An 18,396-nucleotide genomic window follows, 5' to 3' on the forward strand; every position below is an offset into this window, starting at 1 on the left:
AAGATGACCCGAGCCCTGCACCTGACCGAGCAGCTGATCTCGCGCCGCTCCGTCACGCCCGACGATGCGCAGTGCCAACAGATCATCGGCAATCGGCTCACGCCCCTCGGCTTCGCGTGCGAAACCATCGAAAGCGGGCCAGCCGAATTCCGCGTGACCAATCTGTGGGCCAAGCGCCGTGGCCGGCTCGAGGGCAAAGCGGGCGCGGGCCGCACCTTGGTGTTTGCCGGACATACCGACGTGGTGCCCACCGGTCCGCTGGAGCAGTGGACCAGCGACCCTTTCACGCCTTCGCACCGCGACGGCAAGCTCTTTGGCCGTGGCGCGGCCGACATGAAAACCTCCATCGCCGCCTTCGTGGTCGCGGCCGAGGAATTTCTGGCCGCCCACCCCGATCCGGCGCTGTCTCTCGCCATGCTGATCACCAGCGACGAAGAAGGCCCGGCCGTCGATGGCACGGTGGTGGTTTGCGAGCAGCTCAAGGCGCGCGGCGAGCGGCTGGACTACTGCATCGTGGGCGAGCCGAGCAGTGTCGAGCGGGTCGGCGACATGATCAAGAACGGCCGGCGCGGCAGCATGAGCGGCAAGCTCACCGTCAAGGGCGTGCAGGGCCACATCGCTTATCCCCAGCTTGCGAAAAACCCGATCCACCTCGCGCTTCCGGCACTGGCCGAAATGGCGACCATCGAATGGGATTGGGGCAACGACTTCTTCCAGCCCACCAGCTGGCAGATCAGCAATATCCATGGCGGAACGGGCGCCGGCAACGTGATCCCCGGCACGGTGGTCGTCGATTTCAACTTCCGCTATTCAACGGAGTCCACGCCCGAAGGCCTGCAAAAGCTCACGCACGAGGTGCTGGACCGCCGCGGCCTGGACTATCAGCTCGACTGGGTGGTTGGCGGCTTGCCCTTCCTCACGACGCCGGGTGAACTGGTCGGTGCGATCCAGAATGCGATCCGTGCCGAAACCGGGATCGAGACCGAGTTGTCCACCACCGGTGGCACCAGCGACGGTCGCTTCATCTCGCGCATCTGCCCCCAGGTCATTGAGTTCGGGCCCATCAATGCCAGCATCCACAAGATCGATGAGCACGTGCGTGTCGCGGACATCGAGCCGCTGAAGAACATCTACCGCCGCACCCTCGAGAACCTCGAAGCGGCGCTGAAGTAATGCGATTGGTCGAACTCGTCGAGGCGAGCGCCGCGCAGCTCTCCGATGCCGGCGTCGCCTTCGGCCACGGCACCCACAACGCCTTCGACGAAGCAGCCTGGCTGGTGCTGTGGCAACTTGGGCTGCCCCTGGACGACCTGGACGGCGTCGCCAATATGGCCGTCTCGCCGCAGCAGGAAGACAGCGTGCGCGAGCTGGTTGCCGAGCGCATCCGCAGCCGCAAGCCCGCCGCCTACCTGACCCGCGAGGCCTGGTTGCAAGGCGTGCCCTTCTACGTGGACGAACGGGCCATCGTGCCGCGCAGCTTCATCGCCGAACTGCTGGCCGACGGCGCCATCGATTACTGGCTGGGGGAGCACACCGTCCGTGTGCTGGACCTGTGCACCGGCAACGGCAGCCTGGCCGTGCTGGCGGCGATGACCTACCCCGACGTCACTGTGGATGCGGCGGACATTTCGCCGCAGGCCCTGGAAGTCGCCCGCATCAATGTCGACAGGCACGGGTTGCAGGATCGCATCCGCCTGATCGAATCCGACGGGTTGCGATCGGTAAAAGGACCCTACGACCTGATCCTTTGCAATCCCCCCTACGTCAATGCAAAGAGCATGGCGCAGCTGCCTGCCGAATACCTGGCCGAGCCCGAACTCGCGCTGGCGGGTGGTCCCGACGGCATGGATTTCATCCGCGCGCTGTTGCGCGACGCGCCGGATCACATGAACGAGCAAGCCGTGCTGGTGCTGGAGATCGGCAATGAGCGCGTGCATTTCGAGACCGCATTTCCCAGGCTGGAGGCGGTCTGGCTGGAAACCAGCGCGGGCGAAGATCAGGTGTTGCTCGTCACGCGCGAAGAATTGCTGTCGTTACGGGCCTGACCGGCAATCCACGGCATGGATCCCGGATCGAGTCCGGGATGACAATACCGAAATGGCAAAAGACATCATTACCCGCATCCTGCATGCCGACCGGCTGGGTTCGGTCGAGCATGGCGCCGTGCTCAAACCCCTGCATATCGCCACGGCGTATGGCTATTCCACGGCCGAGGAACTCACGGCTGTGTTCCAGGGCGAGCGTTCCGGCCATGTCTATGGCCGGCAAGGCAACCCCACGACGGCGGTGCTCGAAACCAAGATCAGCCTGATGGAAGATGCCGTGGGCACCGTCTGCTTTGCCACCGGCATGGCCGCGATCTGCTCGACCATGATGGCCCTGCTGAAAAAGGGCGACCACGTAGTGGCCAGCCGCTTCCTGTTCGGCAATACCGCCAGCTGGATGAACACCCTGACGCAGATGGGCTGCGAGGTGAGCCTGGTCGATGCCACCCAAGCAGCCCACGTACAAGCGGCGTTGCGCCCGGAAACGCGCCTGGTGTTCGTGGAGACCGTGGCCAATCCACGCACCCAGGTGGCGGACCTGGAGGGCATCGGCAAGCTGTGCGCGCAGCACGGCCTGTTGTATGTGGTGGACAGCACCATGTCCACACCTCACCTGTTCCAGCCCAAGGCCGTGGGCGCCTCGCTGGTCATGCACTCGCTGAGCAAATCGATCTGCGGCCATGGCAATGCGCTGGGCGGCTCGATCTCCGATACCGGCCTGTTCGACTGGAGCCGCTATCCGCATCTGCTGCCGGCCTACCGCAAGGGCCCGCCTACGACATGGGGCTTGCTCCAGATTCGCAAGAAGGGCCTGCGCGACATGGGCGCCACGCTCAGCGCCGAACACGGTCATCGCATCGCGGCTGGCGCCGAGACGCTTTCGCTGCGCATGGAGCGAGCTTGCTCCAACGCGCGCGCTCTGGCCGAATGGCTGCAGGCCCAGCCGCTGGTGTCCAAGGTGCACTACCCGGGATTGGCCAGCCATGCACAACATGCGCGGGCCAAGGCATTGTTCAAGGATTTCGGCGCCCTGCTGAGTTTCGAGACCGTCGACGGTGTCGATCCGTCGGAGGTGCTGAACGCGCTGGAGCTGGTGATCAAGTCCAGCCATCTGGGCGACAACCGCACCTCGGCCCTGCCCGTGGCGCGCACCATCTTTTGGGAAATGGGCGCCGAGCAGCGCGCCAGCATGGAGATCGCGGACTCGCTGATTCGCGTCTCGGTGGGCATCGAATCCAGGGAGGATCTGCTGGCAGACTTCGGACAAGCGTTCGGGCGACTCGCGCAAAGGGGATAATCGAGGGTTTTCCCCCTCCGCCTTAGCATTCCCATGAGTTCACCCACGCCCGTGCCGCCCTTGACCTACGAGCAGGCCGGCGTCAATTACGACCTGATCGATCCGCTGAAGATCGCCGCCCAGCGAGCCGCCGCCCAGACCGGTGCCCACCTGGGTGGCCACGGTTTTTCCGAAGTCGCCGCCTCCCGCGGCGAGTCCGCCTATGTGGTCGACGTGGGACCGATGTACCTGGCCTCCATCGTCGAATGCCTGGGCACCAAGACGCTGGTGGCCGACGACATGGCAAGGCTCACCGGCAAGAGCTACTACGACGGCATTGCCCAGGACACGATCGCCATGGCCGTCAACGACCTCATCACCGTCGGCGCGACGCCACTGGTGGTGCAGGCGTACTGGGCGGCCGGCGGCTCCGACTGGTTCAAGGACGCCGCGCGCGCCCAAGCCCTGGTAGCCGGCTGGAAGAAGGCCTGCGACACCTGCCGCGTCGCCTGGGGCGGCGGCGAAACGCCGGCGCTGGCCGGCATCGTCGCGGACGGCCGGGTCGACCTGGCGGCCTCGTGCACCGGCATCGTCAGCCCCAAGACTCGCCTGTCGCTGGGCGACAAGCTCGGCGCCGGCGACGCCATCGTGCTGCTGGCTTCCAGCGGCATCCACGCCAACGGCTTGTCACTCGCCCGCAAGCTGGCCGAGCGGCTGCCTGAGGGCTACAACACCGACATCGGTGGCGGACTGAAGTACGGCGAGGCCCTGCTTGCGCCCACGGTGCTGTATTCACCCGTGACCGAAGCTCTGGCGGCAGCGGGCATCGTGCCGCACTACAGCGCCAACGTCACCGGCCATGGCTGGCGCAAGTTGATGCGCCACCCCAAGGCATTGACCTACCGCATCACCGCCCTCCCCCCGAAAACCGCGGTGCTCGATTTCATGCAACGCGAATGCGGCCTGGATGACCACGAAGCCTATGGCACGCTGAACATGGGCGCGGGTTTCGCGTTGTACCTGGACGCAGCCGACGCATCGAAGGCAGTCGAGATCGCCCAAGGCCTGGGCATCCCCGCCCTGATAGCCGGCCACATCGAGCAAGGCGCCAAGCGCGTCGTCATCGAGCCACTCGGCGTGGAATTCGGCGGCGACGAGCTGCAGCTGCGCTGACCCCATGATCATTCTGAAGAATCTCACCCTTCGCCGCAGCGCGAAGGTGCTGCTGGACAACGTGTCCGTCACCCTGAACCCCGGCGAAAAGGTCGGCCTGGTCGGGCGCAACGGCGCGGGCAAGTCCACGCTGTTCGGCCTCATCAACGGCACCCTGCACGAAGACAGTGGCGACTTTTCCATGCCCTCGCAATGGCGGCTGGGCCAGGTCGCCCAGAACATGCCGGGAACCGAGGAGCCGGCGACCGACTTCGTGCTGGGCGGCGATACCCGGCTGGTCGAACTGCGCGATGCCCTGGCCCGCGCTGAAGAACGCCACGACCAGGACATGGACAACGCCGAGCTCGGCATGGAGATCGCCCACTTGCACTCCGACCTGGCCGACGCGGGCGAGCACGATGCCGTGCCCCGTGCCCAGTCGCTGATCCTGGGCCTGGGCTTCACGACGGCGCAGCTGTACGAACCCGTCAACAGTTTCTCCGGCGGCTGGCGCATGCGGCTGCAACTGGCGCGCGCCCTGATGTGTCCGTCCGACTTGCTGCTGCTCGACGAACCCACCAACCACTTGGACCTGGACGCTTTGGTCTGGCTGGAGGCGTGGCTCAAGCGCTACGCCGGCACCATGATCGTGATTAGCCACGACCGCGAGTTCCTCGATGCGGTGACCAACGTCACCCTGCACATCGAACGCCAGCAGCTCACGCGCTACGGCGGCAACTACAGCGCGTTCGAAACCTTGCGCTCGCAGCAGCTGGAACTGCAGCAGTCGGCGTTTTCCAAGCAGAAGGAAAAGATCGCCCACCTGCAGAAGTTCATCGATCGCTTCAAGGCCAAGGCTTCGAAGGCCAAACAAGCGCAGAGCCGGGTCAAGGCGTTGGAGCGCATGGAGAAGATCGCGCCAGTGCTGGCCGACGCCGAGTTCACCTTCGAGTTCAAGGAGCCGGCCAACCTGCCCAACCCCATGCTGGCCATCAACGAAGGCCAGTTCGGCTACATGGTGGACGGCCAGCCCAAGCTCATCGTCGGCGGCGTGAGCCGCTCGGTGATGGCGGGCCAGCGCATCGGCATCCTGGGTGCCAACGGCCAGGGCAAGTCCACCCTGGTCAAGACTATCGCGCGCGATATCGCCGCGCTGGGCGGCACGATCACCGAAGGCAAGGGCCTGAACATCGGCTATTTCGCCCAGCAGGAACTGGATGTGCTGCGGCCGCAGGATACGCCGCTGGAGCACATGTTCCGGCTGGCGCGCGAGGCTGGGCCGAACTCCGGCGAATCCGGCCGCGAGCAGGACTTGCGCAACTTCCTGGGCACCTTCAATTTCTCGGGCGAGATGGTCAAGCAGACCGTCGGCACCATGAGCGGCGGCGAAAAAGCCCGCCTGGTATTGGCCATGATGGTCTGGCAGCGCCCCAACCTGCTGCTGCTGGACGAGCCGACCAACCACCTGGATCTGGCGACGCGCGAGGCCTTGTCGATGGCCCTGAACGAGTTCGAAGGCACGGTCATGCTGGTCAGCCACGACCGGCACCTGTTGCGGGCTGTGTGCGACGAGTTCTGGCTGGTCGGCCGGGGCAAGGTTTCGCCCTTCGACGGCGACCTGGACGACTACCAGCGCTACCTGCTGGACGAATCCAAGCGCCTGCGTGAGCTGGCACGGCAGGAGAACCTCGCTGCAGCCCCGCCCCCTCCGATGCCCGCCCCGGCGCCGGCCAAGCAGGATGCGCAGCGCGCCAAGCCACTCAAGCGTGAACTGGAACAAGCGGAAAAGCGAATGGCTGAGCTGAACGCCGAGAAAGCCGGGCTCGAGGCGCGCATGGCCACCTCCCTGCCGCCGGCCGAAATTGCCCAGGCAGGCAAGCGCTTGAAGACCCTCAGCGACGAATTGCATGAGCTGGAAGAGCGCTGGCTACTGCTTTCCGGCGACATCGAAGCGATTGAAACAGCGCGCTAGCGTCACTTGCGCCACACTGGCGTCATGGCTACCTCGCTGCAACTCGCCGAAGGCAACGCTATCCTGATGGACGCGGTGCGCCGCAGCCGCAAGCTGCTGAACCGCCGGGCCCTCGTGGGCGCCGCTGCCAGCGCGGTTCCTGTGCCTGGCCTGGACTGGGCCGTGGACGCCGCACTGCTCTCGCGGCTGGTTCCCGCCATCAACGCGCAATTCGGCCTGACCCCGGCGCAGCTCGACTCGCTGCCCGCCCACAAGCGCGAGCAGGTCCAGAAGGCGCTGGCGATGGTCGGCTCGGTCGTGGTCGGCAAGTTTGTCACTCGCGATCTGGTCATCCGCATGGCCCAGACCGTCGGCAAGCGCCTCACCGCCAGACAGGCCGCCAAGTACGTGCCGCTCGCGGGCCAGGCCGTGGCGGCGATCATGGGATACACAGCCATCCGCTACCTGGGCGAGGAGCACATCAAGGATTGCGTGCGCGTGTACCAGATGGCGCAACTGGCACTGCCGGCGCCCGCCAAGGACCCGTTGCCGGCTCTCAGCGCTCCCGAGCCGCGTGACGCATGAGTTCAGCCGCGCAGCTTGCCGGGACGCATGGAGCGAATCGACATTCCGCTCAAATAAGCATTCGCTGCGATGGACGACAACAGGATCAGGACGTATCCGAGGAGCTCAGCCATTTCCTCGAAGAAGACACGCTGGCCGATCATCTTGTTCTTCTCGATGAGTTCCCCAATGATGAGGAACACACCGCCTGCCATCAGCAGCACGCCTGGCACTGACCTGCAAAACGCAGCGGCTGCCTTTCGGTAGTGGGCCAGATCGGTCAGCACGGCATACAGGCAGATTGCCAGGATGGCCGCCGCCAGGGTCGTGTTCCGGCCCACGCCCGACCAGATCAATACAAGCGCGCGAGGGATATCAAAGGTCTCGACGTCCACTTCCCTGAGTATGAAGCCGTAGCAAAGCAGCGAACAAGCCAGAAGAAGCAGCTTGTCCGAGCGTTTTTCGAGCGCCAAAGTCGCAAGATAAATGCCGCACGCGGCCGCCAGCAGATACGCCTGCGTGGTCTCGATCAGTCCGTTCTCGGCGTAGAGCTGAACGTAACCCTCGACGAAAACCAAGTAGGTGGCCCAAATGGCGAACCCAAACCAGGAAACGATAGCGGCTGTGCTTGTGACATCCAACTCGCGGAAACCTCTGGGCATGCTGTCGCTCACGGGCAAAGAGAAAAAGGGACAGGCCATGACAGCCTGTCCCTCTTAAGAGAACTGGTAGGACGTACAAGATTCGAACTTGTGACCAACGGATTAAAAGTCCGCTGCTCTACCAACTGAGCTAACGTCCCGCAAAGCCTATGATTATATCGTCGAATTCAGCGCTTTCGAAGCTGCGAGGCGATCGAGCACCCACCCGGCCGCGCATTGCCCGAAAGTTGCCGTGACGCTGACCACTGATCCATAGCCGTGGCAGTTGAGCGAACCATCGCCCTCGATGGCGCAGGACGGATCCGGGGGCGCCACGGCCTCGCGGCTGAAGACACAGGCGACGCCGATTTTCTTGCCTTCGCGCGGCGCGCCATGGAACTTGCGCAGCCGATAACGCAGTTGGGCGAGCAGCGGGTCGTGGGTGGTGTTGGCCAGATCGTCCACATCCACCTTGTGCGCCAAGCGCTTGCCGCCGGCTGCGCCTACCGAAATGAACAGCGCACGCGCCTTCAGCGCCCACTCGGCCATGGCGACCTTGGCCTTGACCTGGTCGCACGCGTCGATCACGCCGTCCACGCCCGCAGGCAGCAACTGCGGCCAGTTCTCCGGCTCCACGAACTCTTCGACGCCGTGCACGACGCATCCGGGGTTGATCTGCGCGATGCGTTCCTGCATCGCCTGCACCTTGGCTTGGCCGAGAGTGCCTTCCAGTGCGTGGACCTGGCGATTGATATTGGATTCGGCCACGTGGTCCAGGTCGATCAGGGTCAGCTCACCGACACCGCTGCGCGCCAGGGCTTCCGCCGCCCAGGAGCCTACGCCTCCAATGCCGACAACCGCCACGTGCGCCGAACGTATGCCCGCTGCGCCCGCAACACCATAGAGGCGCTCCAGCCCGCCGAAGCGGCGCTGGAGATCGGCGGTTTCGTCGAGGTGGGTCACCTAGCGCAAGCGCGCCAGCCGTTCTTTGGCTGCAACGGCCGCTTCGGACTGCGGATAAGCCTTGACCAGCTCGTCCAACGTGCGACGCGCGCCGGCGTTGTCCTTCAGCTCGATCTGGCAGTTGGCGATGGACAGCACGGCCTCGGGTGCGCGCGGATGATCCGGGGACGCGGTCAGCAAAGCGCGGAAATTCGCGATGGCCCCGCGGTAGTCGCGGTTGGCGTACTGCGCATTGCCAAGCCAGAACAGAGCCGTGGGCCGGAAACCGCTTTGCGGATAGCGCTTGATGAAGTCGGCAAAGGCGGCCTGCGCCGCCGGGAACTCGCCCTTGCGGAAGATCGCCAGGGCCGCCTCGAAATCGCGGGACTCGGTGGGGTCGGCGATGAACTCACGCCCGTCCACCGACACCTTGGCGGGTTCGACCTTGCGCAGCCGCTCGTCCACGCCCTGGGCGATGTCCTTCTGGCGCCGCTGGATGTCGGCCAGCTCGCGCAGCAGCTGCTCGTTCTGGCCGTGCTGGCGGGCGATTTCACCGCGCAGCGCTTCGATCTGCGTCTGCAATTCCAGCAGGCTGCGGCGCAGCTGGCTGATTTCCTGGCGCTGCTCCTCGGCCACCCGCTCGGCGTTGAGGCGCTGGGCCTCGGTGCGCTGGCGCAGCTCGAGGATGGCGCGCCGGGCTTCGTCGTCCTCGAACAGGGCCGCCGACGCCAGCGAACTGGCGCCCAGGCAGAGTGCCGCAGCGACGGCCGCAGCGGTGTGGCGCCAGGGGGATGGATTGCGGTGGATGCTCATCAGCGGTAGGCGATCTCGGCGCGGCGGTTCTGCGCCCAGGAAGCTTCGTCGCTGCCCGGCGCGGCGGGTTTTTCCTTGCCGAAGCTCACGGCTTCGACCTGGCTGTCCGTCACGCCCAGCAGGCCGAGCGAACGGCGCACGGCCTCGGCGCGCCGCTGGCCCAGCGCCAGGTTGTACTCGCGCCCGCCTCTTTCGTCGGTATGGCCCTCGATCGCGATCTTGCGGCCGTTGTTGGCCTTGAGGAATCGTGCGTGCGCCTCGATCAGGTTCTGGAACTCCGGCTTGATGACGTAGCTGTCGTAGTCGAAGTAGACGATGCGCGCCACGTTGACCGGGCCGGAACGGGTAGCGGCCGCGGGATCGGTGACGACGGGCGCCACGCTGCTTTGTCCCCCGCCCGTTCCGGGCCCCGGCTGGCCGGTGACGCCACCGGCGCGCTTGTCTTCCACCGGAACGTCATCAAGCTTGACGCTGGAGCAACCCGCCAGAGCGATCACGACGGCCAAAGCCGGGAGCATGCGTTTCATCATCCAAGTTCCTTCTGCTAGTTTCATGTTGGTTTCATTTCTGGAAAGGACCCCAGTCCGGCTCGCGGATGTCGCCACCCTGGCCGGCCAGGCGAGCCTTGATCTTGCCATCGAGCGTCGTGGTCATCAGCGCTTCACGGCCATTTTGCCGTGTTGCATAGACAATCAGGCGGCCATTGGGCGCGAAACTCGGGCTCTCGTCGGCACTGGTGTCAGTGATTGAGGTCACCGTGCCGCTGCCGAGTTCCATCACCTGGAGCTTGAAGGCCCCGCTGATGCGGGAAATGTAGGCCAGCCACCGGCCGTCGGGGCTGAGGGTGGGCGATATGTTGTAACCCCCCGTAAAGGTAACGCGCTCGGGATTGCCGCCACCTGCGGGCATGCGATAGATCTGCGGCGCGCCGCCGCGGTCACTTACGAAGAAGATGCTGCGCCCATCGGGCGAATAAAGCGGTTCGGTGTCGATGCCGGCCGATTGGGTCAGGCGCCGCGGCTCGCCGCCGTTGGCGTCGATGGTGTACAGCTGCGAACCGCCATCCCGGCTGAGCGTCACTGCCAGGGTGCGGCCATCGGGCGACCAGGCCGGCGCGCTGTTGGAACCGCGGAAGTTGGCGATCAGCCGGCGCTTGCCGCTGGCGACCTCGTGCACGTAGACCACGGGCTTGCGCGATTCGAAAGAAACGTAAGCCAGTTGCGCCCCGTTGGCCGACCAGGCCGGCGAGATGATGGGCTCTCCGCTTGCCAGCGCCGACTGCGCGTTCTCGCCGTCGGAGTCGGCTACCCAAAGGTTATAGCGATTGGCGGCTTTGGTCACGTAGGCGATGCGGGTGGAGAAAACGCCTTTTTCGCCAGTGAGCTTCTCGTAGATGAAATCGGCGATGCGGTGTGCCGCAAGACGCAGATCGGCCGTGGTGACGGCGTAGCTCTGGCCGCCGAGGTCCTGGCCGCGCACCACGTCCCACAGCCGAAAGCGCACGTCGTAGCGCCCATCGGCCAGGCGGGCCACGCTGCCCACGGCCAGCGAATCGGCGCCTTTCTGGCGCCAGGGCGTCACGTCGGGACGGCTGGTTTCATCCAGGGCGGCGCCGGCGGAGTCGATGGCGCGGAACTGGCCGCTTCGCTCCAGGTCGGCCTGGACGATCGCCGCAATCTTTTGCGGTGCTTGCGCTTCGCCGCGAAATGGGGCGATGGCGATGGGCAATTGGGTCAAGCCCACGCCGGTTACTTCGACACGGAACTGGGCCAGCGCCGGCATGACCGCCGCCGCGCCCAGAAGGCCCACCATCTGGCGTCGCCGCCACTGCGCAGGATTTTTCATGCTTCTTAGTCTCTCCATCATCGATTCAGTTCAGTCACGGTGGCGGCGGGGCTGTCGGCCAGCTCTGCCACCCCCACCTCGGCGCGCACCAGCCCCCCTTGCATGCGCTGCAACACCCGTTCGCGGTTGTCCGCCTCCTGTGCCCGGCTGTGTTCCCGGTGCCAGAGGTGGAACACCTCGGTGGCCAGAAAGCCGTTCTTGCGCCGCAGCCCATGGTTATGCAGGCGCAGCACCAGGTCCGCATCCTCGTGCCCCCAGCCGTTGAAGGTCTCGTCGAAGCCGTTGACGGCCTCGAAGTCACGATACCAGACGCCGAAGTTGCAGCTGCGGATGCCTTTCCAGGAAAACCCGTCTTGTACACGGCCCGGCGCACCCGGCCAGTAAAGAAGATGCGTCAGTTTGTTAACGTCGCCGGAAAGGCGCAGGCGCAGCCAGTCCGACGGGCGCAGGTCGGCGGGTTGCACTTCGCCGCTCAGAATTCGCCGGCTCAAAGTCTCCGACAGCAGAACGCGGCTGCCGTTCAGGAAATGCCCTTCCTGCGCCAGGCGCAGGTGATGTTCGACAAAGCCCTGCCCCGGCACGCAGTCGCCATCCAGGAAAATCAGGTAGTCGGCCTGTGCGTGGTGTGCGCCCAGATTGCGCGTGCGAGCGGCAGTGAACCCGGTGTCCGGATGCCAGACATGGCGCACCGGGCAAGCGAAGGGCGGCAAGCCGCGCTGGAGGGCCTGTACATGCTTCGGCCGCGACCCATCGTCGGCGACCACCACCACCGCATCGGCGCCGCACTGGGGTGCCAAACCGCGCAGCACTGCGAGCAGGGCATCCGATCGGTTGTAGGTGAGGACGACGAACCCGACCTTCATGCGTTGCGCTGCAGCAGCCACAGCTTGAGATAGCGGTAGTACGTGCCCTCGGCGTTGGAAACGGCCAGGGCCAGGCCCAGGCGCCCGTCGAGGAACCCGCGCTTGAAGAGATAGGTTCGCAGGAACGCCCACAGGCCGTGGCCCAGGGCCTTGCCGAGGGAGCCCCTGACGCCCTTGCGATGCAGGGCCTGCGCGCCGGCCGTGGAGTAGCGGTTCATCTTGTCCAGGACGGCCTCGAAGTTGGCATAGCTCTCGTGCAACAACTCGCCTTCCAGCTGGCCCACCGCCCCTTTGACCTCCAGCGCCTCATGCACCAGCGCGTTGGAAAAACGGCCGGTCCCGCGCCGAAACAGCCGCAGCAGGCGATCCGGGTACCAGCCCGAATGCGCCATGTACTGGCCGCAGTAGCTGGAGCGCCGATTGACCATGTAGGCATCGAACTGCTGCGCGCCGATGGCGGCTTGTATCTGTTCGCGCAGCCGGGAGGTGACCCGTTCGTCGGCGTCGATGGACAGGATCCAATCGCGGGTGGCCAAGTCCAGCGCGCGGTTTTTCTGGGGGCCGAAGCCCGGCCAGTCGGCCGTCTGGGTGACCCGTGCCCCCATCTCCCGGGCGATCGCCACGGTGTCGTCGGTGCTGCCGTTATCGACCACCACCACCTCATCGGCGAAGGCGACGGACTCCAGGCAGGCGCGCAATCGCGCCGACTCATTGTGGGTGATGACGATGACGGACAGGCTCGTGGCCAAGGGACGCTCTTGCAAGTCGAAGATAATTTGAGGTTCACAAGATTATGAAGGGTTAGCCTGTTGCTTACGATCCGGCCAGACACGGCCACCCTGCGCTGGCTCCTGCCCTACTTCGGCCGGGCTCGCGGCGCCTGGGCTCTTGCCGTGCTTGCCACGGTGGTGGCATCGGCGACCGAGCCCCTGGTGCCCGCCCTGATCAAGCCGCTGCTTGACCGTGGCTTTCAACCCGGTGGCATCGCCCTTTGGATGGTGCCCGCCAGCCTGCTGCTGCTGTTCGCGGTACGGGGCGTGGCCGGCTTCGTGGCCGATCTCGCCCTGGCCAAGATCACCCAGGGCGGCCTGCTGTCGCTGCGCCAGGACATGTTCGCCCGCCTGCTCGACGCGCGCCTGTCCCTTTTTCGCGAGCAGAACGCCACAGCGCTTTCCAACACCGTCGTCTTCGAGGTGCAGAACGGCGCGACCTTGCTGGTCAACGCGGTCATCGGCTTGCTCAAGGACAGCGTTGCGCTCGTCGCCCTGCTGGCCTATCTGCTGTTCCTGAACTGGCAGCTGACCCTGATCGTTTTTCTCATCGTGCCGGGTGTCGCGTTCCTCATTCGCACCGTCTCGCGGCGCCTCTATCGCATCGCGAGGACCACCCAGACCGCCACCAACGACCTGGCCTACGTGGTCGAGGAAAACGTGCTGGCGGCTCGCGTCGTCCGCCTGCATGGCGCGCAGCCGCTGCAGGCCGGCCGCTTCGCCGCGCTGAGCACTTCGCTGCGCCGCCTGGCCATGAAAACCGCGGTCGCGTCCGCGTCGATCACTCCGCTGACCCACATGCTAGCGGCAGCAGCGCTGTCGGCGGTGATCTGCATCGCGCTATGGCAAAGCCGCGCGGGCATCACCGTGGGGACCTTCGCATCGTTCATCACGGCGATGCTGATGCTCATCGCGCCGATCAAGCGCCTTTCCGAAGTCGCCAGCCCCATCTCGCGTGGCCTGGCCGCCGTGCAGCGGGCCATGGACCTGATCGAGAAGACACCCGCCGAAGCCGGCGGTACGCACGCGCCGGGGCGCGCCCAGGGACGCATCCAGTTGCAGTCGGTCGTGGTGCGTTATCGCGACGACGGCTCGCCCGCTCTCGACGGCATCACGCTGGCCATCGAACCGGGGCAGGTCGTCGCCCTGGTGGGGCCGTCCGGTTCGGGAAAGACCACGCTGGCGAACCTGTTGCCTCGCTTCGTGCAGCCGACCGAAGGGCGCGTGTTGCTGGATGGGCATGACGTCGCCGACTGGCGCCTGGACGCATTGCGCAGCCAATTCGCGTTGGTCAGCCAGGACGTCGTCATGTTCAACGACACCTTGGCGGCCAACATCGTGTTGGGCAGCCCTCGCGACGCCGGTCGCCTGGCTGCCTGCGTCGACGCGGCGAACCTGGGTGGACTCGTGGCAAGCTTGCCCCAGGGTATCGAGACCGTGGTCGGCCACAACGCCGTGACGCTATCGGGTGGGCAGCGCCAGCGGCTGGCGATCGCCCGCGCCCTGTACAAGGATGCGCCAGTTCTGATCCTGGACGAAGCCACCTCGGCCCTGGACAGCGAATCGGAGCGCCTGGTCCAGGAGGCGCTGCAGCGCTTGATGGCGGGGCGCACCACGCTCATCGTGGCTCACCGCCTCTCTACCATCGAGCACGCGGACGTCGTCGTCGTGCTGGACCACGGCAAGCTGGTCGAAAGCGGAAGCCACGCGCAACTGCTTGTCCGGGATGGGCTCTACGCGCGGCTGCACGCATTGCAATTCGGGACGACATGACCATGCCGGTCTGGCAAGCTGTACTGGCGGTGGCCCTGGGAGCGCTGGGCTTCTTCCTGCCGTTCTCCCCCGCCGGGGTTGCAATGTCACTGGGCGTCCTGTTGGTTCTGGGACTCGCGCGCGCCCACGCCATCTGGCGCCTGGCTCCCTGGAAGGAACCGGTGATGGCCGCAGGGCTGGTGCTGCTGGCCTACATCGTGGCGCATACCCTGTGGACTACGGGCGCGACAGCGGCCTCCTGGGAAGCGATCAACCGGTATCACGAGTTGCTGTTCGCTCCGCTGCTGCTCGCACTGATGCAGGATGGTCGGCACCGCCTGATTTTCATGCGTGCCCTATTGGCAGGTGCCGTGTTGCTGGCCCTTGCGCATTGGGTGGCATTGCTCGTACCCAGCCTGGCGCCGATACTGGAGAGCCGGCGTATTTCGGCCGGTTTCGCGCTGGCCGTCTGCGCATTCCTGGTGCTGATGCGCGCACGCGGCCAAGCGCGGCCCTGGCCGGCGCGGGCGCTGGCTGCCTTCATGGCCCTGACGGTGCTGCTGGCCATCGAGGGACGAACCGGCCACGTTGTAGTGATAGTGCTGGTGTCGTGTGCCGCGTGGCTCCACAGCCCGCCACGTTGGCGTTGGGCGGCTGCCGTGGCAGGCCCGCTGCTGGTATTGGCGCTCGCCATGGGCTCCGCCGCGATGCAGACCCGCATCCAGGAGACGCTCGCCGGGACGCAGCCCGTCGGGCCGGGCGGGACGCTGAGCTCCACGGGCATTCGTATTGAACTCCTGCGGGTGGCCGGGGACCTGGTCCGCCGGCACGCGGTCACGGGCGCGGGATTCGCAAACTACTCTGCCGCGCACGAGCAGGCCGCTCGCGCCATGAACAGCCCCAAAGGCAGCGCGGCGGCTTACGTGCAGACCCACTGGCCGGAGGTTTCGAATCCGCACAACGAGTACCTGATGCAGCTGATTGGTGGGGGCGCCGTCTCGCTCTCGCTGTTTCTGGCATGGCTGGGCCTCACTTTCCGACAAGCCCTCCACGCGCGGCCGCAAGTGAGCGGACCGCTTGGCGGCGTGGCCCTTGCCTTCGCCGTGGGCTGCCTCTTCAACTCCCTCCTGATGGACTTCGTCGAGGCGCACCTCTACATCGCCCTGCTCGCCTTGCTTCTGGCGGAGAACCGCTATGCAGCCCAAAACGATGAGCACGCAGGCGGCGTGGACCGCATCCTGGTCATCGCGACGCGGCAGATCGGCGACGTGCTGCTCACCACGCCGCTGATCCGCGCCGCGCGCCGGCGCTGGCCACGAGCCCATATCGAGGTGCTCGGCTTCCAGGGCACGCTGGGCATGTTGCGCGGCAACCCCGACGTGAACGGCCTGATCGAGTCGCCGTCGCGGTTCGGGTGGCGCGGCCTGCGGGCCTTTGTCCCCAAGGTCTGGCGGCGCTACGACCTGGCTCTTGTCACGGATCCCGGCGACCGGGCCCACCTGCTGGGCTGGCTCGCGGCGAGCCGGCGCAGCGGAATCATTCCGGCGGCCGGTGGCAGCAACTGGTGGAAGAAGCAGCTGCTGGACCATGTCGTCGTCGCCGGCGGTGATCGCGGGGCCGTGCACGTCACGACGGAGAAGCAGTCCTTGCTTGCGCCCTGGCTCGACGTGTACGGTGCCGTGCCCGAGGTCGTTGGTCCGGCGTCCGCCCCGCTACCACCGAATGTGCAGGCGCAAGTCATGCCCGGCGCCGTGGTGGTCCACGCACCGTCCATGTGGCCATACAAGCAGTGGCCGATCGCCCACTTCGAGGTGCTGCTGAACGATTTGCTGGCGCAGGGGCGGCAAGTGATCCTGACCGGCAGCGCCGGCGAGCGCGACCGGGAGTGCATCGCGCCCTTGCGCATCCTGGCATCGCCACCGCAACTGTTGGACCTTTCGGGCCAGCTCGATTTCAACCAACTGGTGACCCTCTTGCAGGGCGCGGCGCTGTACATCGGGCCGGATACCTCGGTTTCGCACCTCGCCGCGGCCACCGGGGTACCGGTGATCGCCATCTTCGGTCCCACGAATCCGATGCGCTGGGCACCCTGGCCGGCGCGTGCAAGTACCCGGGAATTGTTCGTCCGTTCGGCGAGCGTTCAGCGGGCGGGCAATGTGACGTTGCTGCAGGGCAGCCTGGCCTGTGTGCCCTGTGGCCGTGCCGGCTGCGAGGACCACCGGCAAAGCCGCAGCGACTGCCTGGTGGACATCAAACCCGAACGGGTGCTCGAAGAGGCAAGAGCGATCCTGGCGAACGCCTAGAGCAGCACGATGTCGTACTGCTCCTGGCCCATCGCGCTTTCGCTTTGCAGCGAGATCGGCTTGCCGATGAAGTCCGACAGGCCCGCCAGGTGCTGGCTTTCCTCGTCCAGGAACAGCTCGATCACCTTGGGCGAGGCCACGACGCGATACTCGCGCGGATTGAACTGCCGCGCTTCGCGCAGGATCTCGCGCAGGATGTCGTAGGCCACACTGCGCGCTGTCTTGACGGTGCCCTTGCCCTGGCAGGCCGAGCAGGGCTCGCACAGCATGTGGGCCAGCGATTCGCGGGTGCGCTTGCGCGTCATCTCCACCAGGCCCAGCTGCGAGAAGCCGCCCGACATGGTCTTGACGCGGTCGCGTGCCAGCTGCTTGCGAAATTCCGCCAGCACCGCCTCGCGGTGGTCCTCGCGCCCCATATCGATGAAGTCCACGATGATGATGCCGCCCAGGTTGCGCAGCCGCAGCTGCCGCGCTATGGCCTGCGCCGCTTCCAGGTTGGTCTTGAAGATGGTGTCGTCGAAGTTGCGCGCGCCGACGAAACCGCCGGTGTTGACGTCCACCGTGGTCAGGGCCTCGGTCTGGTCGACGATGAGGTAGCCGCCGGATTTCAGCTCCACCCGGCGGCCCAGCGCCTTGGCGATTTCGTCGTCAATCGAGTACAGATCGAAGATCGGCCGCTCGCCCTTGTAGAGCTGCAAGCGTTCGGCGGCCGCGGGCATGAACTCGCGCCCGAAGGCCTGCAGGTGTGTGAACTGCTCGTGCGAGTCGATGCGGATGGTCTGGGTTCCCTCGCTGACCAGGTCGCGCAGGACCCGCTGCAGCAGGCTCAGGTCCTGGTGCAGCAGCGAGGTCGCCGGCAGGCGGGTGGCGGCCTCGCGCACGCGGGCCCAGGTCTTGCGCAGATAGGCGATGTCCTCGGCCAATTCGGCGTCGGTGGCGTCCTCGCCGTTGGTGCGCAGGATGAAGCCGCCACCCTGCGCTCCGACCAGGGCCTGCAGGCGGGCGCGCAGCGCATCGCGCTGGTCAGCCGGGATCTTCTGCGAAACACCGAGGTGGTCGTCTTGCGGCAGGAACACCAGCAGCCGGCCGGCAATGCTGATCTGCGTGGACAGCCGCGCGCCCTTGGTGCCTATGGGATCCTTGATCACCTGCACCATCAGCGACTGGCCTTCGAACACCTGCTTTTCGATGGGCACCTGGGGCTGGCTGTTGCGTACGAATCCGGGCGGCTCGCCCTCTGGCTGGCGGTGCCAGACGTCGGCCACGTGCAGGAACGCCGCGCGTTCCAGGCCGATGTCGATGAATGCGGATTGCATGCCCGGAAGCACCCGCGCCACCTTGCCGAGGTAGACGTTGCCCACCAGGCCGCGTTCGAGCGTGCGTTCGACGTGCAACTCCTGCACGGCCCCGTTTTCGACGACGGCGACGCGCGTCTCCTGCGGCGACCAGTTGATCAGGATGTCCTGCTGCATGTCTTTT

General features: G+C 66.0%; 16 protein-coding genes and 1 tRNA gene. 8 read left to right on the forward strand and 9 right to left on the reverse strand.

Features of this window, described 5'->3' with window-relative positions; genetic code table 11:
* The first annotated feature begins 3 nt into the window (after positions 1–3).
* Genes dapE through HNE04_RS01255 form a run of 6 tightly spaced genes read left to right on the forward strand, consistent with a single transcriptional unit; the run spans position 4 to position 7,009 of the window.
* On the forward strand, positions 4–1,173 hold the full coding sequence (dapE, locus tag HNE04_RS01230; protein WP_172216011.1) for a succinyl-diaminopimelate desuccinylase: 1,170 nt from the start codon (positions 4–6) through the stop codon (positions 1,171–1,173).
* A complete protein-coding gene (gene prmB / locus HNE04_RS01235) occupies positions 1,173–2,045 on the forward strand; it encodes a 50S ribosomal protein L3 N(5)-glutamine methyltransferase (RefSeq protein WP_172216012.1) in 873 nt (290 codons plus the stop codon). The genes dapE and prmB overlap by 1 nt, the downstream gene beginning before the upstream one ends.
* Positions 2,046–2,097: 52 nt before the next feature.
* On the forward strand, positions 2,098–3,342 hold the full coding sequence (locus HNE04_RS01240; protein WP_172216013.1) for a cystathionine gamma-synthase family protein: 1,245 nt from the start codon (positions 2,098–2,100) through the stop codon (positions 3,340–3,342).
* Between the two features lie 33 nt (positions 3,343–3,375).
* The gene (locus tag HNE04_RS01245; protein ID WP_172216014.1) at positions 3,376–4,494 is read left to right on the forward strand and encodes an AIR synthase related protein; all 1,119 of its coding nucleotides are present in this window, start codon (positions 3,376–3,378) and stop codon (positions 4,492–4,494) included.
* Between the two features lie 4 nt (positions 4,495–4,498).
* A complete protein-coding gene (locus HNE04_RS01250; RefSeq protein WP_172216015.1) occupies positions 4,499–6,445 on the forward strand; it encodes an ABC-F family ATP-binding cassette domain-containing protein in 1,947 nt (648 codons plus the stop codon).
* Positions 6,446–6,469: 24 nt separating this feature from the next.
* A complete protein-coding gene (locus HNE04_RS01255; protein ID WP_172216016.1) occupies positions 6,470–7,009 on the forward strand; it encodes a hypothetical protein in 540 nt (179 codons plus the stop codon).
* Between the two features lie 2 nt (positions 7,010–7,011).
* Here the strand turns inward: HNE04_RS01255 and HNE04_RS01260 are convergent, their stop codons facing one another.
* The 8 genes from HNE04_RS01260 to HNE04_RS01295 form a co-directional block, all read right to left on the reverse strand.
* The gene (locus tag HNE04_RS01260) at positions 7,012–7,662 is read right to left on the reverse strand and encodes a hypothetical protein (protein ID WP_172216018.1); all 651 of its coding nucleotides are present in this window, start codon (positions 7,660–7,662) and stop codon (positions 7,012–7,014) included.
* A 52-nt stretch (positions 7,663–7,714) separates the two neighbouring features.
* A tRNA-Lys gene (locus tag HNE04_RS01265) sits at positions 7,715–7,790 on the reverse strand.
* A 13-nt stretch (positions 7,791–7,803) separates the two neighbouring features.
* The gene (locus HNE04_RS01270; RefSeq protein WP_172216020.1) at positions 7,804–8,592 is read right to left on the reverse strand and encodes a tRNA threonylcarbamoyladenosine dehydratase; all 789 of its coding nucleotides are present in this window, start codon (positions 8,590–8,592) and stop codon (positions 7,804–7,806) included.
* Positions 8,593–9,384, reverse strand: a complete 792-nt coding sequence (ybgF, locus tag HNE04_RS01275) for a tol-pal system protein YbgF (protein ID WP_172216021.1) — start codon at positions 9,382–9,384, stop codon at positions 8,593–8,595.
* On the reverse strand, positions 9,384–9,914 hold the full coding sequence (gene pal / locus HNE04_RS01280) for a peptidoglycan-associated lipoprotein Pal (RefSeq protein ID WP_172216023.1): 531 nt from the start codon (positions 9,912–9,914) through the stop codon (positions 9,384–9,386). Before pal ends, ybgF begins: the two co-directional genes overlap by 1 nt.
* A 31-nt stretch (positions 9,915–9,945) precedes the next feature.
* Entirely contained in the window at positions 9,946–11,196 is a 1,251-nt protein-coding gene (gene tolB, locus HNE04_RS01285; protein WP_235964741.1) for a Tol-Pal system beta propeller repeat protein TolB, read from the reverse strand.
* A gap of 50 nt (positions 11,197–11,246) precedes the next feature.
* The gene (locus tag HNE04_RS01290; RefSeq protein ID WP_172216027.1) at positions 11,247–12,092 is read right to left on the reverse strand and encodes a glycosyltransferase; all 846 of its coding nucleotides are present in this window, start codon (positions 12,090–12,092) and stop codon (positions 11,247–11,249) included.
* Complete coding sequence (locus HNE04_RS01295) at positions 12,089–12,841, reverse strand: glycosyltransferase family 2 protein (RefSeq protein WP_172216029.1); 753 nt, start codon at positions 12,839–12,841, stop codon at positions 12,089–12,091. The genes HNE04_RS01290 and HNE04_RS01295 overlap by 4 nt, the downstream gene beginning before the upstream one ends.
* Positions 12,842–12,901: 60 nt before the next feature.
* Between HNE04_RS01295 and msbA the strand changes: the two genes are divergently transcribed.
* Positions 12,902–14,635: a lipid A export permease/ATP-binding protein MsbA gene (gene msbA / locus HNE04_RS01300; protein ID WP_235964702.1), complete on the forward strand. Its 1,734-nt coding sequence runs from the start codon at positions 12,902–12,904 to the stop codon at positions 14,633–14,635.
* Positions 14,632–16,917 (forward strand): glycosyltransferase family 9 protein, encoded by a 2,286-nt coding sequence (locus HNE04_RS01305; RefSeq protein ID WP_172216030.1) that lies wholly within the window; start codon positions 14,632–14,634, stop codon positions 16,915–16,917. The genes msbA and HNE04_RS01305 overlap by 4 nt, the downstream gene beginning before the upstream one ends.
* Here HNE04_RS01305 and rng read toward each other — a convergent pair.
* Complete coding sequence (gene rng / locus HNE04_RS01310) at positions 16,914–18,389, reverse strand: ribonuclease G (protein WP_172216032.1); 1,476 nt, start codon at positions 18,387–18,389, stop codon at positions 16,914–16,916. The two genes, HNE04_RS01305 and rng, sit on opposite strands and share 4 nt — an antisense overlap.
* Positions 18,390–18,396 lie beyond the last annotated feature (7 nt).

This window comes from Caenimonas soli (assembly GCF_013155545.1).
In the GTDB taxonomy this organism is placed as follows: Bacteria; Pseudomonadota; Gammaproteobacteria; order Burkholderiales; family Burkholderiaceae_C; genus Ramlibacter; species Ramlibacter soli.